Annotated in this window: 15 protein-coding genes and 1 pseudogene; 4 read left to right on the top strand and 12 right to left on the bottom strand. The window is 38.9% G+C overall.

Translation table 11 applies throughout. The annotated features are described in order from the left end of the window. Positions 1-38: 38 nt before the first annotated feature. From AWH61_RS10420 to AWH61_RS10365, 12 genes and pseudogenes are all read right to left on the bottom strand, one after another. Positions 39-1,367 carry a glycosyltransferase gene (locus AWH61_RS10420; protein WP_075177019.1) on the bottom strand — a complete coding sequence of 443 codons (1,329 nt, stop codon included), beginning with the start codon at positions 1,365-1,367 and terminating at the stop codon, positions 39-41. A 2-nt stretch (positions 1,368-1,369) separates the two neighbouring features. Further along, on the bottom strand, positions 1,370-2,791 hold the full coding sequence (locus tag AWH61_RS10415) for an oligosaccharide flippase family protein (protein WP_075177018.1): 1,422 nt from the start codon (positions 2,789-2,791) through the stop codon (positions 1,370-1,372). Continuing rightward, entirely contained in the window at positions 2,778-3,584 is an 807-nt protein-coding gene (locus tag AWH61_RS10410) for a hypothetical protein (RefSeq protein ID WP_075177017.1), read from the bottom strand. Before AWH61_RS10410 ends, AWH61_RS10415 begins: the two co-directional genes overlap by 14 nt. Before the next feature lie 123 nt (positions 3,585-3,707). Continuing rightward, positions 3,708-4,646 (bottom strand): annotated as a pseudogene (locus AWH61_RS10405) (acyltransferase family protein); the annotation flags it as partial. A gap of 122 nt (positions 4,647-4,768) precedes the next feature. After that, positions 4,769-5,446: a sulfotransferase family 2 domain-containing protein gene (locus AWH61_RS10400; RefSeq protein ID WP_075177015.1), complete on the bottom strand. Its 678-nt coding sequence runs from the start codon at positions 5,444-5,446 to the stop codon at positions 4,769-4,771. 91 nt (positions 5,447-5,537) lie between these two features. After that, complete coding sequence (locus tag AWH61_RS10395; RefSeq protein ID WP_075177014.1) at positions 5,538-7,484, bottom strand: acyltransferase family protein; 1,947 nt, start codon at positions 7,482-7,484, stop codon at positions 5,538-5,540. Between the two features lie 90 nt (positions 7,485-7,574). Further along, on the bottom strand, positions 7,575-8,996 hold the full coding sequence (locus AWH61_RS10390) for an oligosaccharide flippase family protein (protein WP_170870502.1): 1,422 nt from the start codon (positions 8,994-8,996) through the stop codon (positions 7,575-7,577). A 29-nt stretch (positions 8,997-9,025) separates the two neighbouring features. Continuing rightward, positions 9,026-10,174, bottom strand: a complete 1,149-nt coding sequence (locus AWH61_RS10385; protein WP_075177012.1) for a glycosyltransferase family 4 protein — start codon at positions 10,172-10,174, stop codon at positions 9,026-9,028. A gap of 8 nt (positions 10,175-10,182) precedes the next feature. Beyond that, the gene (locus AWH61_RS10380; protein WP_139308984.1) at positions 10,183-11,469 is read right to left on the bottom strand and encodes a right-handed parallel beta-helix repeat-containing protein; all 1,287 of its coding nucleotides are present in this window, start codon (positions 11,467-11,469) and stop codon (positions 10,183-10,185) included. Positions 11,470-11,537: 68 nt separating this feature from the next. Next, positions 11,538-13,025 carry an exosortase A gene (xrtA, locus tag AWH61_RS10375; RefSeq protein ID WP_075177010.1) on the bottom strand — a complete coding sequence of 496 codons (1,488 nt, stop codon included), beginning with the start codon at positions 13,023-13,025 and terminating at the stop codon, positions 11,538-11,540. A 53-nt stretch (positions 13,026-13,078) separates the two neighbouring features. Then, positions 13,079-13,918, bottom strand: a complete 840-nt coding sequence (locus AWH61_RS10370) for an XrtA system polysaccharide deacetylase (protein WP_075177009.1) — start codon at positions 13,916-13,918, stop codon at positions 13,079-13,081. A 2-nt stretch (positions 13,919-13,920) separates the two neighbouring features. After that, on the bottom strand, positions 13,921-15,333 hold the full coding sequence (locus tag AWH61_RS10365; protein ID WP_014977095.1) for a TIGR03013 family XrtA/PEP-CTERM system glycosyltransferase: 1,413 nt from the start codon (positions 15,331-15,333) through the stop codon (positions 13,921-13,923). A gap of 149 nt (positions 15,334-15,482) precedes the next feature. Between AWH61_RS10365 and AWH61_RS10360 the strand changes: the two genes are divergently transcribed. The 4 genes from AWH61_RS10360 to AWH61_RS10345 are packed head-to-tail and all read left to right on the top strand — an operon-like array spanning position 15,483 to position 20,307. After that, positions 15,483-16,115, top strand: a complete 633-nt coding sequence (locus AWH61_RS10360; RefSeq protein WP_014977096.1) for an XrtA/PEP-CTERM system exopolysaccharide export protein — start codon at positions 15,483-15,485, stop codon at positions 16,113-16,115. Between the two features lie 31 nt (positions 16,116-16,146). Next, entirely contained in the window at positions 16,147-17,715 is a 1,569-nt protein-coding gene (locus AWH61_RS10355) for an XrtA system polysaccharide chain length determinant (RefSeq protein WP_014977097.1), read from the top strand. After that, complete coding sequence (locus AWH61_RS10350) at positions 17,715-18,665, top strand: XrtA-associated tyrosine autokinase (RefSeq protein ID WP_014977098.1); 951 nt, start codon at positions 17,715-17,717, stop codon at positions 18,663-18,665. Before AWH61_RS10355 ends, AWH61_RS10350 begins: the two co-directional genes overlap by 1 nt. After that, the gene (locus tag AWH61_RS10345) at positions 18,634-20,307 is read left to right on the top strand and encodes a porin family protein (RefSeq protein ID WP_075177008.1); all 1,674 of its coding nucleotides are present in this window, start codon (positions 18,634-18,636) and stop codon (positions 20,305-20,307) included. Before AWH61_RS10350 ends, AWH61_RS10345 begins: the two co-directional genes overlap by 32 nt. Positions 20,308-20,318 lie beyond the last annotated feature (11 nt).

Genomic DNA, 20,318 nt, shown 5'->3' with positions numbered 1-20,318 from the left:
ATCACCCTCCTTTGCAAAAAGAGAACACCATTCCGTAGCTAACTTATGAATTGAATGTGGGTATTACCGGACGGGCACTTTTTAATTTCATCGTTAGCTTTCGCAAAATGCTGAGGGTCTGCTTTTAGGTAACTCATACCTACTAAGTCATTCGTTTTAACGGCCAGTTTTTCATGCCACATATCGCAACTCACACCTTCTTGGTTTGCGATGCACTTTTCAATTGCTCTAGTGGCTTGGATAGCATTTCTATTATTTAAAACATATGCTCTTGGAGCCAAAGAATCGAGGTTGTCTATAATCTCCTCTACAGCGTCTGACAAGGTTTGCTCGTTCGCAAAGCACCCTGTCATTTCGTTTATGAAATCATAGTGCTCTCCGTAATTATGGCCCTCTCTCAACACTACTGGAATATCGCAGAACATTCCTTCGATAATGGCTCTATTATTGCCTTCAAATTTTGACCACAGAACATTCACTTTGGAACTAGATAAAACCTCTGAGACTTTATCTCGAGAAATTTTTTCGAAGATTGTTACATTTTCCTCAATACCATGCTTTTGGGTCAACTGACGAATTTCTTCTTTTGTCATATCAACCGGATAGCCAACAAGTACAAGCTTAAAATCTTTGTTTCGTTCTATGCAAGGTTTTATTGCTTTAAAAAATTCGTCATGGCGTTTGAATTTAGCCCAAGCAGCCACCATTATGACATCGTATAATTTCTGTAACTGTTGCGGAACAAATACTTCATGGTTGATAAACCATGAAGGTCCTATTTGAATTGGAATAAGATTCGTTTTCGAATTACTTATTAATTCAAAATCCCTTTCTTCATAAGTTTGAACGAAAACGGGAGACTTCAATGATGTGTAAAAGAAAATTGGTAATTCACAGAGACCAGCCCAACTTGGCTCCAAAATAATATAATATTTACTGCTGATTTTTTCGACATCAAAAAATCTAGCAAATAAACCAAAGTAAACACTGTACTTAACAATTACAACACCTTTAGATGATTCAGTAGGATTACAGATAACTGTAACAATTTTACCGACCATTTGATCTGGTTTGCGAAACAGCCTCTCTGTGTTGCTTTGAGGCTCAATATCATTTATCTCTTTAGTCGCTATCTTCGATCCAAGATTTGGTTTTTGAACGAAGTAAAAATTGATTTCTTTTTGCGCTAGTTTTTCACTTCCCTTCCATCCTGAACGAAACGTACTTGCGGTAATCTTAAAAGCTAGCTGATGTTTACCAAATAATTTAAGAATAGAAATTACTAGTGAAATTGCAAAAACCAATGGCTGCTTATATTGATTAAAGTCGTATTTGATAAACTCTTTTACTTTGGAACTGAGTGACACTTTTACTTGCCCTTTACTATTGAAATAACGCGACTGATTAGCTCATGCCTAGCTACGAGTAAGGTAGCTAGATATATAAAACCTAATACGACAATTTCTAACGCTAGTTTCCATGACATTTCTATATCGTGGAAGATGTATTTAACGACCCAAATAAACGCAGTGAACGATAAAAGTATGAAAATGTTTTTGATCATCGAACGTATTAGTCTAGAGACTACGCCTTCAAAGTACACACGCAGTAAAATAAGCTTCGCGATTAGAGCGATTGCACTAGATATAAGAATTCCATAGACAATGGACAGCCAACTCTCAAGATAAACGATTAAGGCACAACTAACTACCGTAACTAATAGATTTCCGAGTTGGTAAACGGAAAGAACTTTTTCATGTTTAGCCATTACCATCAATTGTTCAAAGTACATGCAAACATTATTCAATATTAAAGCTATTGCTATTACGGGAAGAAGGTTACCAGCCGTGCTCCACTCAGCACCAAACACAAATAAAACAACTTCAGCGCCATAAACCGACAGGAATAAGAGAGGCGCCAGAATTAATGGTTGAGTTAGTGTATTTGACAAAATGAATGCTGACTGTAGCTCACCGCCTCTTTGTTCCCGTGAAAAATAAGGGCTAATAACGGGGCTTATAAGATTGTTGACTGACTTGGCCGTAAAATTAGGAATACCATTAGCTCTTGAATAAAACGCTGCACTCGAAGCATTTGAAACAAAACCTAGACACATTTCGGGAAACTGAGTAGCCAGCCTTTTCAGCATTGCCGCAATAGATATCAGCCCTCCTCTCTTGAATACTGATGCTATTCCGCGAAATTGTAGTCTAAATCTAATTTTTTCGGGCTTTAATATTGTTGACAAGATAGCAGCGACTGCAGATGCCACCAAGATACCTAAAGGTAAGCTAATGTAACCAAAACCATAAAGCGCCAAGGCTATTGGAATACACTGCTGTAAGAAAACCTCGGTCACTCTAATCGTTTCCACTTTATAGAATGAGAACTCTCTAGCGAGTGCGGCTGTTGTTACCGAATAAAAAGGAATAAATACAAAAGAGATAGCTACAACTACAAGACTATAACTTACTCTTTCATCTTTAAAAAAATCTGCTATTAAGCCTGACATAGCTATGAGTACTAAGGCGATACTGAACGAAGTAATAACTAAAACAGTAAAAGCCCTGTAAACGATAGCATCTGTGAGCTCTTTCTCTCTGATGATCAGAGACCCAACTCCCATATTTTTTAATTCAGCCACGACTAAGACTACCGAAGCAGCTAAAACCTGTACCCCTATTTCATCTGGGGACAAAATGCGTGATATGAGCACCATCCCAAGGAAAGACATTACGACAGTCAATGGTTTGGTAATAAGTGAGACTCTGAAAAAACTACCGACGCCCATATTTCTTACCTAAAAATATACTAACTAAAATGAGGAATGCAGGAATTAGCCAGATTAAAAAATAGCTAAATCTTTCAAAGTAATACTTCTTTTTTACGAATTCTTTTACACCATTCCATGTTTGGTAAGAATGCTTTTCGAACCCAGTTCTTACAACAGTTTCGCCGTTGTTTATAAAGCCCTGTTCGTTGTAGGCTTCAGTTATTTGCCTTGGCTCGTACTTTAACTCTTCTAGTGTACTCTCTATTACTACACCGAAGTCGGGGTCTAGCCAAAAGTCTTTTCCGTCAATACTTGCAACAATAGCTACATGTCCAGGTATGGTAACAATCTTATGAGAGATATCTTCTTTATTGAGTAGTTCCGACATCAACATTGAAGCATCGCCACACAAACCAACCCCTCTCTCTATTGCTTTCTCTGCAATGGTAAAATGATACCGTTCAAACTCTGGAATACCCGAGAAGCCCCCCATTAAATAGAGTATATAATTTTCCCATATAGGTACGCGCTGATGAAACCTGTCGGGGTCATACTTCCCCCAATGCACATGGGCAATACCATCAGCAATAACTTTTGTTAACCGCTGAGCATATTCAGACTGAGATTCTTCAGGTAGCATTTTAACTTTCTTAGAAAACTCTTCTTTTGAGAGTAATAAGTCGTTTTGTTTAAACCTTAATACATCTTCATCTAAACCTTCAGGTCTTAACGATTGAGTCAGTCCGTAGATGTTAAGGATTAATAAGAGCATCCCTAAAATTAGGATTAGTTGTGAAAGTCTGTAGAGCATTTTTTCTCTTCAAGTAGATTTATGTTGGAATTTTTCAAACACTACAATGTGCATGACAAACCATTACTTTTTAAAGTCACTCAATCCCAAAATATTACTTATTGCAAAAGTTCAATGGTGTACTCACTTCAATTTTTTTCTTAGTTTTTCAATAGGTTTATCGATGAAGCGAATTGAAAAATATGATAGGAAACAAGTTGTGGTTAAGCCCAAAAATGCAACAATCACAGAGGCCAAAGAAAACTCATTTACTGGTTTGCCAAATAAAACCATGGAAACAATTAACCCCAATGGCCAATGAACCAAAGAGTGGGGATAGCTATAATCTCCGTTCGAAGAATCCAAGGACTTGATTTTACTAGGGGCTTTCGCTTGGAGTAAAGAAAGTATAGTCAAAGTGTTTAAAAAATAATTACTGTAAAAGAAAAAACAAAATGCATTATCAAAATCAAAATAATGACACAAAGCGCCACATAGCATGTTCAAAAACGTTACAAAGAATAAACCCACAGGCAAATAAATACTTGTACATTTAAAATACTTTAGAAGTCTGTTTTTATAATGATACATAATCGCGCCAATCGAAAAACCAAGGCTACCAGCAATAACACTAGAGTAACGATCACGATAAGGCAGGTCATATAAATGAGAAATAATAAAATACGATACCGAAAGTGAAAACCACATGACTGTCACTGACTTATTTTTGGACAAGCCCAGACCTATCAATGCATAGAAGAATAACTCTACAGTCAGCGCCCAGGTCGGAGGAAGTAACCTAGGGCTTATATTGCTCGGATAAAAGTCTACATAAATCAAAGAAATATTTTGTGTCCATTCTGCAACAGTACTCGGTAAAAACAAGTGACTTCTATAAACTGAAGATATATCTTCTCCATAATAACTGATTATCAGAAATGACAGCATCAACATAGCGAAGTTTTGAGGGTATAATCTCAATGCTCTGTTAAGATAGAATTTTTTTATACCTTTCAAAGTAAAGTGATATCTCTCATGCATGATGGTCGTCATGAGAAATCCACTAAGAATGAAAAAACCATGAACTGCAAATGTCCAATTATTGGTATGTAGCCTAGGTGATGGATAACCACAACTATTGCTAAAATAGTTCTATATATTCCAAACATGTCTTTTACGTTTTAGAAGTTAGATTACAAGACATATCAAAAGCCTAGTTTTTCAAAGTCTTCACTATAGACTTCTCTGACAATATTTTTCATTTCTTCATCATATTGCGAGAGGTAATCAGTTTTATTCACAGTCTTATTTTTATGAATTAGTGTCGAATCGTTCTTACCTAGTTTAATCCGCAAATTTTCGAATTCATTTTCTAAATTTTTTAGCTTTATAATTTCGTCACATCGAATTTTTCCATTCCACCTTTTAATAAACTCTACTTGCGGTATAAAGTGGATATAGCCGTAAGCACCTTTATGTTTAATGTAATCTTTTACGAAAATCTCGAAGGAGGGATAATTGCGAAGCGTTTTATCTCTAAACTCCTTATCTTCTTCAGAGATATTATCACTTTTAAGGTAGTAGTATGCTGACGCCAATCGAGAATAAGGGTCTCTTACAACAGTGAAAATAAAAGCATCTGAGAACTCGTTTTTCGAAAGTGATAGTTCAAATGATTTTAAGGGCTTGTGACCGGTTTTCAGCAACCCTAATGACTTCTCAATGGAATTACCGCCAGTTTTAGGTATATGTATATATATGGCCCCAGATAAATGATGATAAAGTTTCCGTGAAAAGGTTTTATCATCTTTATAAAAAACTTTATAAATCATACTAGCTACGGAGATAGGAATTAAAGATAAATTGTAACTTATAAGCTTCATTCATTTTTCCCTAGAAAATTTTGTATAAGATTCATCAGTACAGACCAACATTTTATTTATTTTCATAGAATATTTCGCTCGCGTATTCATATTAAAAAACTTCTTTTAAAACAAATTCCGCACCACTTACACTTAAATGGTTGTAATCAAAATAGAGCTTTTCATTATCAATAATCGCTGGGCATCCTTCCTGATTGCAAAGCTCTTCATACACATTAATTGGGATTAAAGAGGCTTGCTTCTCAAACGCATTGAGTTTTTTCAAAATATATTCATGCCTTTTTAAAAAGTAGCTTTTTGTCGTCGCAACTTTTAAATTCAATACTGTTTCGTCATTAAAAATAGAGAAAGGGTGCACACCTTTGCTTATGTCCATAGGTAATTCAGGTATTGGGTAAACAAGCCATACTTTTTTACCGGATTTTATCAACCTCTTGATAATAGTTTCTAAATCACCCCAAAAGACTTCTAGTGCATCTTCGCTTGATATTTTAGATTGATCAGCAATGAAATTATTTATTTTTACTGGTACGTTAGGATAGTCGGGCATATGTTCGCCGTAAAGATAAAAACTGTACCTGAAACCTATTAATACATTCTTTATATTTTCATTCTGTTCTAGATAACTTAGCGTGGAATTTATCCATTCGTTGCACCGCTTGCGATATGAGGCCTGGTAGGTTAGTGCAGGAGGGCACCCCGAATAGCTGTGATGGCTTATACTTTGCTCTCTTTCATTTAATATCTTTGACATTGCATAAGATAATTCTACGATGTGGCTGTCACCAAAAGCCGCCCAAGAGACATTTCCACCGTCAGGGTAAGTGCAAGAGTTACTTGGCTTAATATACATATTGTCGCTAGAGTGGCAACTATCACGCATGGGGCTGTAAGAAGGCCCATCTGACGCATATGATTCATAACCATGATATCGTTCTGGTAAACCTTCTGAGAAATGACCAAATAAACCCGCTGAGATGAAGCAAACACCACCTACGAGTGAAAACTTGAATATAGTCTCTTTACTAAACCGGCGTCTGTCTCTAAATGGGGTTTCCACAAGTTTATAACTAACATATGCGCACAAAAACGAAAGAAGTATTGCTAGAGTAAATATTAAGTGAGATGGATGTCCAACAGTTTTCATTCTGAAAAAGGCAAAGATAGGCTGGTGCCACAAATAAAGGGAGTAAGAAATCAAGCCTATCGATACTAGAATTCTATTAGTTAGAACTTTATTAGAAAGGGTATTCTCATTAGGGAACAATATTATAAAACAAGTAGCTAAAACAGGTAACATAACAAGGCCATTAGGGTGAACAATTTCTTTTGGCCAAAATATTAGAGATATAAGCAGCAAAATGAAGCCTACATTGTTGAGACACCACTTATTCGGTTTTATTTTACCAATCAAGAGAGCGCACACTGCACCAGCCGCTAGCTCCCACGCTCTAGCCACCGGCCAATAGAAACTAGAAGATTGGTTGTAAAACTCCCCTAATGCGAGCATGATTGCGTACGAAACTAACGCTGTAATTAGTAGCAAACTTAGCACTGTATGTCTGTTGAATTTAAAAAGCGCGAACATTAGAGGGGGAAATATGAGATAAAACTGCTCCTCAATTGCAAGTGACCACGTGTGAAGAAGAGGCATTTCTTCTGCCGCACTAGAGAAATAATCGATTTCAAAATAAAAAAACAGGTTAGAAATGAATAACAGCACGGACACTAAACTTTGACTATAGTTTTTCAACTGAACAGGGTTCATGAAAACGACGCTTAAAATCGTTGTAATTGCTAGCACAAAAAACAACGCTGGTAGAATCCGCCTTGCTCGTCGTTCATAAAAGCTCTGGATAGAAAAAGTTTCTTTTTCAAATTCGGAAATTAAAATCTTAGTAATAAGAAAGCCACTTATTACAAAAAATACATCTACACCAAGATAGCCGCCATTGAAAAAGCCAAAATCCGCATGAAAAAAGACAACAGGTAGAACAGCCACTGCACGCAAGCCATCTATATCACCACGATACCTCATTTCTCTTCCCTATCCTGTATTACTCTACTAATATTATGAGAATTTGTTGACACTAAAAGTTGCTCATTTAGAACTCTAGATACTTTCACTTTATTTAATAACAGAAGCGCGAACTACGCTAATCAACCTAGTTAGGTGATGCTGCTTTGTAAATAGTGTGAGCGTGAGAATCGAACAAACGACAAAAGCTAATAGCAAAAGCCCTTGAGGAATTAATTCAGTTACCAAACGCCAATAAGAATCAGTATTCAGTTTGTATCGTTCAATACCAATCCACAGGTAAGAGACAAAACTTACCACCGCACCAACCAAGACAACAGGGGTTAGCCTTTGCACATGGCCGCTAAAGAGTACTCCCAACAAAATGAGGGTACCGAATAGCCCCGAACCCACTCTTACCCACACAAGTTCATCTATTGAAAGAGAGAGGTAAACACCAGTTAAAAGGCTAGTGGTGATAAGAGCAAGTGAAAATAAGTCAAAATAAAAAAGTAGCTTAACCCTTTCTTGGGCAATCAGCGCAGTTTCAACTACGTGAAGCAATGTCCAATACAAAAACAAAAACGATAATATCGATAAGAGCTTTCCTGCTTCATTCCAATTATCACCTAGAAAGAGAAAAACTAACTCTTCGGAAAATTTCCAAATATAAGCGCATAATGGAATTATTACTATTAGAACAGCGATCAAAGTAAAAGCAACATTGTTAAGTAACTCGTCTGTTCTATCTTTGTCGTTTTTAAACGCACTTAGTAAAGGTTCGATAGCAGGACTAAGCAGAAAATGCGCTGGCATCATGGCTAGCTCTCTAGCCATATGATAATTCCCTAATACTCCACTGGAAAAAGTTCTCGATACAACTACTGTGTCTATTTGAGAACGTGTATAACCCACTATACTTTTGGCCAACAACCATTTAGAAAACGCCCACTGTGTAGAGAGCTCTATTAGAGTAAAAGAAGGACGCTTTTTAGCAATAATATATGAAATTATAACTGCAACTACAGCAGCGAAAATATCGGTCACTACAAAAGCCCAGTAACTTTTAAAAGAAATTGCAAGTGTTATCAAAAAAGGGACTGCTAACACTCGCTCAATTAGTGAACTCCAAAAAAGAAGGGAAAACTTAAGCTGTCGTTTAAGTAAAATATAGAGCGGAGATTTTAACGCCTGAATTGGAAGTATTATTGAGCTTAGCGCTATTGCATTAGACAATTCTGGACGTTCAAAAAACAATGCTACCCAAGGAGCTGTTGAAGCGATCACCACGCTTATCACAATCTTCACAATTAAGTTTAACGACCATGCAGTGTCTAATTGTTTTTTAGTGACTACAGCCCTTTGTATTACATACTGCTCACTAGCTGTGTGGGAAAGAATGTCAAAAAAGTATAACGCTATACTAATTATTGCAATAAAGCCGAATTGTTCTGGGGCTAATATACGCGCAAGTACTATAGTGCTCAAAATACCTAAGGCCTTACTCAGCAATTTAGCTGATGTTGCAAACATAGCACTGCTAACGACCTTGCGCGTTACGGTCATCGTCGGAAAATCTCAAGAGCATTTTTGACGTGAGTATCCCAAATGAGGTTTTTCCTCACGTGCTCAACCCCTTTGTCCCCATAGCTTGATAACTTTGAACAATTCAGTAATGGTGCTAGCTCTTTTGATATTTTCTCGGGAGAAGAGCAATCAATTATTTCGCCGCTCTCACCTATTACCATAGTCTCAGCAGTTCCTCCGGAATTACCAGCAATGACAGGTTTTCCACAGGCCTGTGCTTCTACAAGGACCATCCCAAACCCCTCAATATCATTATCGATGGTTCGATTCGGCAAAATGAAAAAATCACATTGTTGATAACACTTAATTAGATATTCATCGTTTAAGTCAGTATACAATTTTACGTGGTTTTCTAATTTTAATTCGGCAATCAAGTTCTTAAGAGTTTCTTCACACTCTCCTCTTCCCACTACGGCGTACAGTAAATCAGGAGTGGCTTCGATAAGGTCTGGCATGGCCTTAATTAAATAATCTTGCCCTTTTCTCTGCTGCAGGCGCCCAACGGTGAGCAATATTTTTCTATTGCTCCACCCCATCTCGTTTCGAAACTCGTGGTCTGGTGGACTTGGTTTGAACCGTTCTACATCTACACCTGGATGCAAAACCGAGCATTTATCATCGTTTTCAAAACCTAAACTAACAACTAAGTTACGCGAATTATAGCTATTGCATATAAGCTGCCTCGCAGACTTACAAACTCTGCGCACCAAAAAAGACTGTTCCCTGCTTGTAGCAGCAGTTTCAACATCTTCTCCATGAACATAACATCGAAATTGGGTACCAGTTAGCATGCTTACAATCCCTGCAGTAACGCCTTCATGAATAACTCTACCGCAGTGAATTTCTTCTATTTCATACTCTTTGATAATCTTTAAAAGTTTTCTTACACAGGCAATATAAAAGCGCAGACCAGAGATACTTTTGAATCCCCACTCTGGGGAGTGGAGCGGAAAACGGATAACCGGAATATTATGCGTTTTGTCAAAAACAAAACCTTCGTCAAAGTGGTGAGTACAAACAACAATTTTATCTCTAGGGAGCCTTGAATATAACTCCCAAAACCAACGTCCACTACCGCCCTCTATAGGTGGAAAATTTTCGGTGAGTAACAAAACCTTTTTCATTTTATTTACTACTGTCCTTGAAGAGGTTGTTTATAGTCGGCGACATTTAATGAATCTGATTTTACCTGAAACTTAATTAGAAAGTCGTCTAACGATAAATTTTCATTATTTAACTCGAGTAAAGCATCCGCGCCATCGCGCGACTGAATACTCTTATTTGTTGCGTTTCCTCTGACCTCTATACCCGTTGAGTTATCCCAACGGAATTCAATGGCGTTGGTGTAAGGATGCATTTGATAAATGTGGTTTCCCTCTATTGTTAATCCTAAGTTACCTTCCGCAACTATACCTACGTCGGCAAAAGGGTCGCCATTATTTGTATGGTAGATCACGTTACCTTTAGCTACACCATTTCTGTGCGCAAAACGTACCCCTCTATCGCGGAGTCTCATTCCAAAACCTATGGCGCGATCGTTATCGATAAAGATATTATCTACAACAATGTTATCTTCTGAATTATCCCAAAAGTGTACAGCATGCTGAGAAATTCTACCTTTTGGACTTGCTATATCTCTAAATATACTATTTTTGACAGTCCAATTAACTGCACCTAGGGCGTCAACGCCGCCTATGTAATAGTTCGGCCCTATACCTTTTGTATATTGGAAGATACAACCTTCTACTATTCCGCCTATTGATCTGTTTTTTTGTGATTCCTTAGTTTTGTAATTGTAAGAAACTTTCAGCATCTGCTCATAGGAGTCTTGAAAAATAACGTGGCGAAAATGTGGATAACTGGCGTTAATTTCACCTGCTACTTGAACTAAATGGTTAGGCACATCGGTAAGTGTCACGCCGTCAAGCGTAAAATAATTTGAGTTAACCCGAAATATTCCTTTTACCTTTCCCCCTTTAGCCATGCCGGTTCCCTCAAGAGTCACATCGTAAGGGTTTCCGGTAGCTGATTTCACCATAATATGTTCAGCTTTTACGTATATAGTATTTTTTACCTTATAATTACCTTGTTCAAGAATTACTGCTGTGAAGCCTTGCTCATTCGCTTTCTTCATGGCTTTTATGAATTCGTCAGAGTCACTTACCCATATTTCTTCGTAGCCTTGAGGAGTTTCAAGAGGAGGCGAAATATAGGCCCGCTTCACTGTGCTTGGTACACTATCAGGCTCTTGTACTACCTCTTCAACAAACCCTTTATCTTCAAGCTTCGCTCGAACACTCGCTTTCGTTTTGAAATCAGCGAAAAAATAAAAGATAAATCCGCCGACAACCAAACAAAATATAGTGAAGCCCAGGCCGATGACCATTCCGTCCAACAACTTCTTTATAAACTTTTTCATATCTAACAAGGTTCTCTAGTGCAGAGCGAGGTTTTAGAGTTTTTCTAAAAAAGAAATACAGACCTAAATTAATAATAAAGGGTGCTAATAGCTTCAGGTACATACTCCTGATTTTCGCTTGAAACAAAAATCAGACTTCCGGATACAGGTTGACCTAAGAACACCAAATAAATTTGATACAGTTTCGCTTTTAAATCACTACTGAAAATCTTTTCATTTATAACAAACCACTTAGTTACAAATCGCGTTTTACCAGACGGTGATGCCAATTTAGTAACTTCAATGGATGTGTTAGCAATTTTTATATGGTTAAAAGAGTTTGCGCTTTCACGCGACCACATGTCAGGTGAGTAAGAGCGATTTAGTGAACTAACTAGTTCATTATCAATACCGTCATACCAAGCGTAAACAACTGTAACGCACTCATCACTAGTTTGAATCCCTTTGGTAACTTGATATGTTGGTTTGTTTAAAATAGGTTGCCACTCTCTGCTGGGTGTGCATAAATCTTCATTAGATAAATGAGAAAATACGGGGTCGCCTCGACGCGATTCTTTCATAGTGTTGTGCATCAACCAATTAGTCCAAATTATTGACGCGACCAATATAAAAAATACAGTCAATAGAACACTATTTCGGTTTTCTACTTTTTTATAATACGCTGTATCATCATTAACTTTGGACTGCTCATTTCTCATAAACTCACCAATGCAAAGCAAACAAATAATCACAAACGCAAAAAAGAACCACCCGTATATAAGGTGATCGGCACCAGCTGCGTACTCCATATCAGTTGAGTAAGCAATAAGAATAATCCCGTATACACGAATCACATTTGCCACTATAGGAAAAATTAAAGAAATGAAAACGAAGATAATCTTTCTTTTAAATGAGTGTAGGTTCAGATAAGCGTAAAGGCTTCCTATAACAAAACTCGCTATGAAAAAACTTACGCCTGAGCAAGCTTCTGCTACTAAAAAACGTCCTTGCGGTATTTCAATATACAAACCGCTTCTAAACAAAGGAATACCAGTTAAGTTTAGTAATGTTACTGAGCCTGTTGCAGCAATTTCTTGAAGATACGGTATTAGTTGCTCACCAACTGGGATACTAAATAGCATGAAGCAAAGAGGAAAGAAGATTTTTTTTGCAGCAACATCACCTATTAGCAACCAGATAAGCGCGGGAAGAAGGGTAAATGTCGCGGTATGTGCAAAGAGTTGGACGTCACCTGCTATACCAACTGCGTATAACAGTATTGCAGGAATAATAAGGGCTAAAGACAGATGTGATGTCGACTTTGGAGACGCTGTTAACTCCTCTTTTTTTAAGTAAATAAGGTAGAGTGCGCCGGGAACAATAAAGAATCCATGATTAAATATTTCGTTTCCGTACCAGATATCAATTACGGATACTAATCCCTCCCAACAGAGCCAAATCCATAAAAAAAGAAAGCATGCACTCGATAAATAAAATTGCTTATCGAACGCTAAAGAAAGTGACTGTTCTTGGCTTCCTGTTTTTTCTTCTTGTGTCACTTTATCACCTTTTTCCATGCTACAGCATCCTATCTCACTAGCTTCCTAAGTTCATTTAGAAGGTGTCGGGTTTACTCAATTCCGTAGGCTTTAGCCATAGTTACCCAATTAAAGTCACCAAGTAGCTTTTCTACTTTACCTTCCATTCTTGACAAGTTGATGTAGTGACGAGCTTTAGACTTCCATGGAGCAGAATTAAATTTTGGTTGATCAGCATCTATCTCCCAAGGATGAAAATAGAAACTGTATGGCGCACTTTCAGACTGCATGAACTCAGTAATACGGCGTTTAGATAACCAATAAGGATAAAGACGAAAATAACCGCCACCACCAATCCCAATATTTGTTCCTTTCTTACGAACTGTTGGTATTGGAATCTCTATCAGACCATTCTCACGTTTGTATTTAAAGCGCGGCCAATCTGGTACACCATAGAGATCGTGGTTGATTGGATAAGTACTAGAAGAATAAACAAAGCCGAGCTCCTTTAGGATATCGTACGCCCACGTGTTCGAATCGTTAATTGAAAAACTCGGAGCTCTATAGCCTTTTAACGCCACACCGCCTATATCTTCAAGAATCTCTTTGCTTTGCTTAATATCATCGAAAAGCTCTTGCTCGGTCATCGTTGTAGCGCGTTGATGCGCTAGTCCGTGGCTCGCCAGCTCATGACCTTCGCTTACTATCCGTTTAATTACGTCCGGACAGCGCTGCGCCACCCAGCCCAACGTAAAAAATGTCGATTTAACGTTATTTTGAGCAAACAAATCTAGAAGGCGATGGGTATTATCTCCCACTCTCAAGCCGATCGAATCCCAATCGCTTTTGTTTACTACGCCTTCAAAAGCAGAAACTTGAAAGTAGTCTTCCACATCTACTGTCATGGCATTGAGTCGATTATCTAGCTTCATGATTATCGCCCTTTGCCAAACAGTACAATTTCAACCGTACGGATAAGTATCAAAATATCTAACAGCAAACTTTGGTGTTTTACGTAATAAAGATCGAACTTAAGCTTTTCCATAGAGTCTTCTACGCTGGCGCCATAAGGGTAATTGAGCTGTGCCCAGCCAGCTAAACCTGGTTTAACGTTATGACGCTGATTGTAATAGGGCACTTCGCGTACAAGCTGCTCTACAAACTGAGGTCTCTCTGGACGAGGTCCGATAAATGCCATTTCACCTTTAAACACATTTAAAAGCTGTGGTAATTCGTCTACGCGGTACTTTCTAATAAAGTGGCCAATACGAGTAACGCGATCATCATTCTTGCTTGCCCATTTAGCGCCATCTTTTTCTGCATCAGGTCGCATACTTCTGAATTTAATTATTTTGAAAAGCTTTCCGTTTAACCCCACTCGCTCTTGTTTATAGAAAACGGACACACCTGTACGTCTGCCATCATCGCAATAAATAATGAACGCGGTAATCAGCATAATTGGCCAAACAAAGAGGAATATGATGAACGCTAGGAACGCGTTGAGGGTGTAATCTAGCGCGTCTCGCAAATAATTCTGGCTCTGAAATCCATTGGAATAAATGACCCAACTCGGGTACATCAGGTTTACCACTATTTGCCCTGTTTCTCGCTCCATGAAATCTAAGAGCTCGGTAACTTCAATCCCTCTCAGCCTGCAGTCAAAAAGCACTTCTACAGGAAGCGTTCCACGACGTTGGTCGCAAGCAATGACTATTTCTTCTATTTCATTGTCTGCAATGAACTGCTGAAAACTCTCGTCTACCTTAAGATGTATAATCTTCTCTTTTCGAATTCCGTCTTCGCGATTGTCTCCTGGAATTGGGATGAACCCTACAAGCTCAAACCCAATTCTATCCACATCTCTGCGCATACGCTTTTCAATAATTGAAGCTCTTTCCCCTGCCCCAAGGACTAATATGCGCACTTTCCCTAGGCCTAACAAGCCGAGACGGTTTGTGAAATACCTGAAAACAACTAAGGTTATAATAATTGAACAAACTGATGCCGGCAGGAAATAAGAATCCATGACCAAGTCATCAAAAAATGCTCGACTTAGCACTTCGACTAAAAAATAACTCAGTCCCACGCTTACGAATATGCGACGGATAATACCTCGGAAAGTTTCTCTTAACTTCGCTTCATACAACCCAACGGATAACGAACATAACAATATTGAAACTGTAAGCATTCCTACGTTGATAATCAGTTTTTCCACCGCCACATTCGGCGACATTCCAATTTGCGTAAGGATAAAATGAGAAATATAGCCCATGTAAGCAATGAGCAACGCTTCTGTTATTACTAGTATATTTGAGCGTTTATTTTGATTGCGCTTGTTTACTGCCACCCCTGGCCCCCTAAAACTGCGGCGTTTTTCCCATCATAAAGGGATTTATTCCAATAGACTACAATTGTTATTGGCATTATAGTGACATTTACCGTAGGGTAAACGGCAAAAGCCATAAATTAACCATAATGAGTGTAGGATGATCTCTTATGTTCCGCTTTAAAAAACTAATAACGTGCTGTGCTCCACTTTTACTTATCGGTCTTAATGGTTGCAGTAACACTGGCACTCTGCCCGAAGCAACTACCCGACCTTCACTAACTACCAATGTTAACGATTACCAATATCTAATTGGCCCAGGTGATTCCCTAACTATTTTTGTATGGAGAAATCCAGAGGTTTCTGGCAATTTTATTGTTCGACCGGACGGAAAAGTGACCACTTCTCTAGTGGAAGATATTGATGTAGCTGGTAGAACGCCAACAATGCTTGCCAGGGAAATAGAAGAACAGCTTTCTACCTACATAAACAACCCGAGAGTGACGGTAAGTGTGAACAATTTCACTGGCCCTTTGAGTGAACAGGTTCGCGTGATTGGTGAAGCCACAAATCCGAGTGCGGTAAGTTACTCCGAGCACATGACGTTACTGGATTTAATGATAGCCGTAGGTGGTTTAACGGAATTTGCAGACGGCAATAACGCGAAACTGGTTCGAGTAATCGCCGGAAAACAAAAAACGTTCGAAATAAACATTGACGATTTGATTAGAGATGGTGATATCTCAAAAAATGTCGATATGCTACCTGGTGATATTGTAATTATTCCAGAAGCTTGGTTCTAGTTGTAAAGCAGTAAACGGAACAAATAATAAAATGCAGGACTTACAACAAACGCTAATCCAAATTCTTGATTACATTAAAGGGGTTTGGATTAAAAAGCGTTACGTGATTATTTTTTCATGGCTTATCTGCCCTATTGGCTTTTTATACGTTGCCAGCCTTCCCGATGTCTACTCTTCAAAAGCCCAAGTATTCGTGGATACTCGATCGGTGTTGCAACCATTACTTCGCGGGTTAGCGATTCAAACAAATCCCGACCAAGAAATTCAGATGATGGCTAAAACATTGCTCAGTAGAAGTAATGTCGAGAAAATTGCCAGAGAAAGCGACCTAGACATTACTACTACTACAGAAAACGAATTTGAATCTCTTGTAACTTCATTAACAAAGGACATCAAATTATCTTCAACTGGAAGAGATAACATCTACAACATTTCATTTTCGAATGAAGCTCCTGCTGTGGCGCAAAGAGTAGTTCAGGAAACTTTAGATCTGTTTGTAGAAGGTGCGCTTGGAAACAACAGAAAAGATACGGATACCGCGGGACGCTTTTTAGATGAGCAGATTGCCGAGTATGAATCTCGCCTTAGTGAAGCGGAACAAAGGTTAGCCAATTTTAAACGTCAGTATAATGACATTTTACCACTTGCAGGCTCTTACTATTCCAGCTTACAGAACTTGAATGACGAGCTTGAAGCTACCCGCTTACAAATAAGACAAACCCAACAACAAGCAGAAACGCTTAAAAAGCAAATTAGTAGTGCAAAGCAAAATGATAGTTTTGGAGTAACCAACCAAGATGAACCGGTGCTCCGAACCCGTTATGATGAGCGCATCAAAGCGCTAGAAGAAGAGCTCGACCGATTAAGCCTTCGCTTTACAGATTTACACCCCGACGTTATTGAAACAAAAGCGCTCTTAGATAGCTTAGAAAAGTCTCGTGACCAAGAAATTAAAGCGTTTCTAAGTGCTGATGGCGACGGGCAGAATCAACCGCTTTCTGAATTAAATCGAGAGATAAAACTCGAAGCTAGTCGCCTAGAGAGTCAAATTGCTTCACTTCAGGTAAAAGAAACCGATTTACTACGTAAGATCTCTGAACTAGAAAGCAAAGTAGACTTAATTCCTCAAATTGAAGCAGAATCATCTTCGCTCAACCGAGAGTATGGTGTTACAAAGCAAAAATACGAAGAGTTACTCTCTCGTAGAGAGTCAGCTGATCTTTCAAGAAGAGCTGATGTGTCTGCAGAAGACCTTCAATTTCGAATTATAGAGCCGCCGCTTCTTCCCAAGCGACCTTCAGGTCCAAACAGGCTTATTTTTTACACCGCCGTGTTAGTTATAGGTTTTGGTTCAGGCATTGCAATTGCATTTCTCATAAGTCAACTTAATCCTATCTTGATTAGACCTAAGCAGTTACTCAATGTGTCAGATTACCCTATTTGGGGTACTGTAACCCACTTGAACATTGAGCAAATAAATAAAACAAACAGAAACCGACTCTTAGTGTTTCTGCTTTCCAGTGGTACTATTTTGGCAATGTACGGTGCCTTGGTCGCCGCCGAAATTATGAATATAGATTTATTTGGAGGGCTTCTTTAATGAAAAATACAATTGAGAAAGCACTTCAAAAACAAAAAGAAGCGAAAGCAGCAAGTCAAAATAATTCGTCTACAGAAAAGCTTGAAGACGCTAATCATTCAAACTTGCCTGAAGAGTCGAAGGTATCAATTGACAAACCTGCACCCGCGGAGCTTCCTGCTGAAACCGTGATCGCTGATGAAAAGGAATTTATCAATAAGAAATCTCCACTCGACGAATTTGTTATTGATTTTGCCCGCCTCGATAAGAATGGGCATATTTCGCTTAACGGTGAGAGAAAACAAATTAATGAAGAGTACCGAGAAATAAAGCGTAAGCTTTTAGCAAATGCTTTTGGTTCATTAGCGAAAACCCTTCACAACCCGAACATTATTATGGTTACCAGTAGTCGCCCTTCTGAAGGGAAGACATTCACTGCAACCAACCTGGCGATGAGTATCGCATCGGAGCAGGATAAAACCGTACTTCTTGTGGACGCCGATGTACTTAAGCCTAATGTATTAAACACTTTAGGGTTAGAGCGTCGTAAAGGACTAATGGAATACTTGACCGGGGACGTTGACGATATTTCAGATGTGCTGTACCCAACCAACATCGATAAGCTGAAAATTATTCCTGCAGGAAAGTCGCACCATTTGTCTACCGAACTGCTAGCAAGCCAGAAAATGCATGACACTGTGAATGAATTTGCTAACAGATACCCAGATCGAATAGTTATTTTTGATACGCCTCCTCTCATTGGTATAAACGAGAGTGCTATTCTCGCTAATTTTGCAGGACAAGCGGTTGTTGTCGTTGAAGAGGGCAAAGCAAAAATAGGCGATATTAAAATGTCTGTGGAGCGATTGAACCCAGAAATGGCCATAGGATTTGTAGTGAACAAGTCTGTACATAACGACACCGATGGAAGCGGATATTATGGGTATTATTACTCAGAGCGCAGCGAATAGGCGCGATACAATGCGTAAAAGTAGAATAATAAAGCCGACACTTGTTGCCGCAGCCGTTGCAACCAGTCTACCGGCTTTTGCAAAGCTTAACGTTAATGCTATTGCCACAGCTGAAACAATCTATCAAAGTGTCGATACTGAGGAAAATGGCAACCGTTCACTAACAACAGTGACTGTGGCGCCAAGAGTAAACGCAACTTATCAAACAAGAACATTTCAAGGGTTGTGGTCTGGTACCTATACCCATCTTGAGCGCGATAACGACGATGCTAGCCAGCGACAAGATTACGCAGAGTACAGCTATTCAGCGCAATGGGTACCTTTAGAAAACCTACTGTCTTTTCAAGCGGCTGGGGCTCTAAATTACCAAAACACGAATTCAGCTAACTTTTTAGTGAGTGATTTTATTGTAAACTCTGACAGTTTGGCGAAAACTCGCTCGAATCGACTATCTTCTACGCTTACACTAGATCAAGGCGACTGGGTAAGGGGGCAAGGCACAGCCTCATACTCAGATACAGCATCGGAGCGCTCATTAACTAACAGCAATGCTCTGGATAATGACAGTTATCAACTCTCAGGTACTTTACTCAACGGCGATGAAGCCAAGTATTTCATCTGGTCAGTTACAGGTACTTATCAGAATACTGAGAGAGGTCAAGCAAGTGCAGGCGACTTTGAGTCGAGAACCGGTGACGGTTATATTGATACTCGAATTTATGGCAACTGGGCCATTCGTTTAACTGCAAGGCACGAAGCCAACCAGATCTCTGACAGAAATGACACGGGTAGTTTAGTCAGAGAGTTTAATTCATATGGCGCGGGCTTGACCTATCGACAAGCTGAAAATCGTTATATCTCAATTACGGCAAATAAAAGTGATTCCGATATAGAGGATGACGACGGTGAAACATTCGTAGGTGTTGATATGCAATGGGCTTTGAGTACCCGTACTCGCATTGCGGCTACATACGGGCGTCGTTTTTATGGTGAATCGGCATCAGCGAATATTAGCTACAATTCCAAATACTTACGAACCTCGTTCAGCTATTCGGAAGACGTTACAAACACTTCTCGCTTGTTAGCTGATCCAGAGAACTTAGGCGTATTTGTTTGCCCAGCTTCATCGACATCCATTGCTGACTGTTTTCAGCCCAATAGCTTAAGTTATACACCCTCCGCGGGAGAGCAATTGGTGCAGCTTACTTCTCAAAATCTAGAGTTTGACGACAACATCATTCTGCGAAAAAGTGCAAATTTTCAAGCAGGTTATGACTTTTCTAGAATTACCCTCGCTTTTTCTTGGCGATATGCCGAAGATGATTACTTAGACGAAGATAGACTAAGACGCACATACTCATTCGGTACAAACGTAGCCTATAAAATTGGTAGCTATACCAACATAACTAGCAGTATTAACTACGCCAATATCACGGGTCAGGGTTCAGAAGACGTATTTAGAGGCGAAAGCGACAACTGGAATGCATCCATAGGTTTAGAAAGAGAGTTCGGTCGCCGGTTAAAAGCAAGTATTGATGCTAGGTACCTTAAACAAGAGGGAGATTTGAACGCTGGGGGACAGTTTGGTAACAACTATACCGACAGACGCTTAAGCGCATCTATTACCTACACCTATGACTAATTCACTGAATT

The sequence above is a fragment of the Alteromonas sp. W12 genome (genome assembly GCF_001924945.1).
Classification (GTDB): domain Bacteria; phylum Pseudomonadota; class Gammaproteobacteria; order Enterobacterales; family Alteromonadaceae; genus Alteromonas; species Alteromonas macleodii.
The sequence above is the reverse complement of the archived record's forward strand: the minus strand, read 5'-3'. Positions and strand labels throughout refer to the sequence as shown.

What these genes read in the sequence shown, in the direction of transcription:
- AWH61_RS10415 (WP_075177018.1), bottom strand. Translation starts at nt 2,791, where the DNA reads ATGGGCGTCGGTAGTTTTTTCAGAGTCTCACTTATTACCAAACCATTG.
- AWH61_RS10410 (WP_075177017.1), bottom strand. Translation starts at nt 3,584, where the DNA reads ATGCTCTACAGACTTTCACAACTAATCCTAATTTTAGGGATGCTCTTA.
- AWH61_RS10400 (WP_075177015.1), bottom strand. Translation starts at nt 5,446, where the DNA reads ATGAAGCTTATAAGTTACAATTTATCTTTAATTCCTATCTCCGTAGCT.
- AWH61_RS10395 (WP_075177014.1), bottom strand. Translation starts at nt 7,484, where the DNA reads ATGAGGTATCGTGGTGATATAGATGGCTTGCGTGCAGTGGCTGTTCTA.
- AWH61_RS10390 (WP_170870502.1), bottom strand. Translation starts at nt 8,996, where the DNA reads ATGTTTGCAACATCAGCTAAATTGCTGAGTAAGGCCTTAGGTATTTTG.
- AWH61_RS10385 (WP_075177012.1), bottom strand. Translation starts at nt 10,174, where the DNA reads ATGAAAAAGGTTTTGTTACTCACCGAAAATTTTCCACCTATAGAGGGC.
- AWH61_RS10380 (WP_139308984.1), bottom strand. Translation starts at nt 11,469, where the DNA reads ATGAAAAAGTTTATAAAGAAGTTGTTGGACGGAATGGTCATCGGCCTG.
- xrtA (WP_075177010.1), bottom strand. Translation starts at nt 13,025, where the DNA reads ATGGAAAAAGGTGATAAAGTGACACAAGAAGAAAAAACAGGAAGCCAA.
- AWH61_RS10370 (WP_075177009.1), bottom strand. Translation starts at nt 13,918, where the DNA reads ATGAAGCTAGATAATCGACTCAATGCCATGACAGTAGATGTGGAAGAC.
- AWH61_RS10360 (WP_014977096.1), top strand. Translation starts at nt 15,483, where the DNA reads ATGTTCCGCTTTAAAAAACTAATAACGTGCTGTGCTCCACTTTTACTT.
- AWH61_RS10355 (WP_014977097.1), top strand. Translation starts at nt 16,147, where the DNA reads ATGCAGGACTTACAACAAACGCTAATCCAAATTCTTGATTACATTAAA.
- AWH61_RS10350 (WP_014977098.1), top strand. Translation starts at nt 17,715, where the DNA reads ATGAAAAATACAATTGAGAAAGCACTTCAAAAACAAAAAGAAGCGAAA.
- AWH61_RS10345 (WP_075177008.1), top strand. Translation starts at nt 18,634, where the DNA reads ATGGGTATTATTACTCAGAGCGCAGCGAATAGGCGCGATACAATGCGT.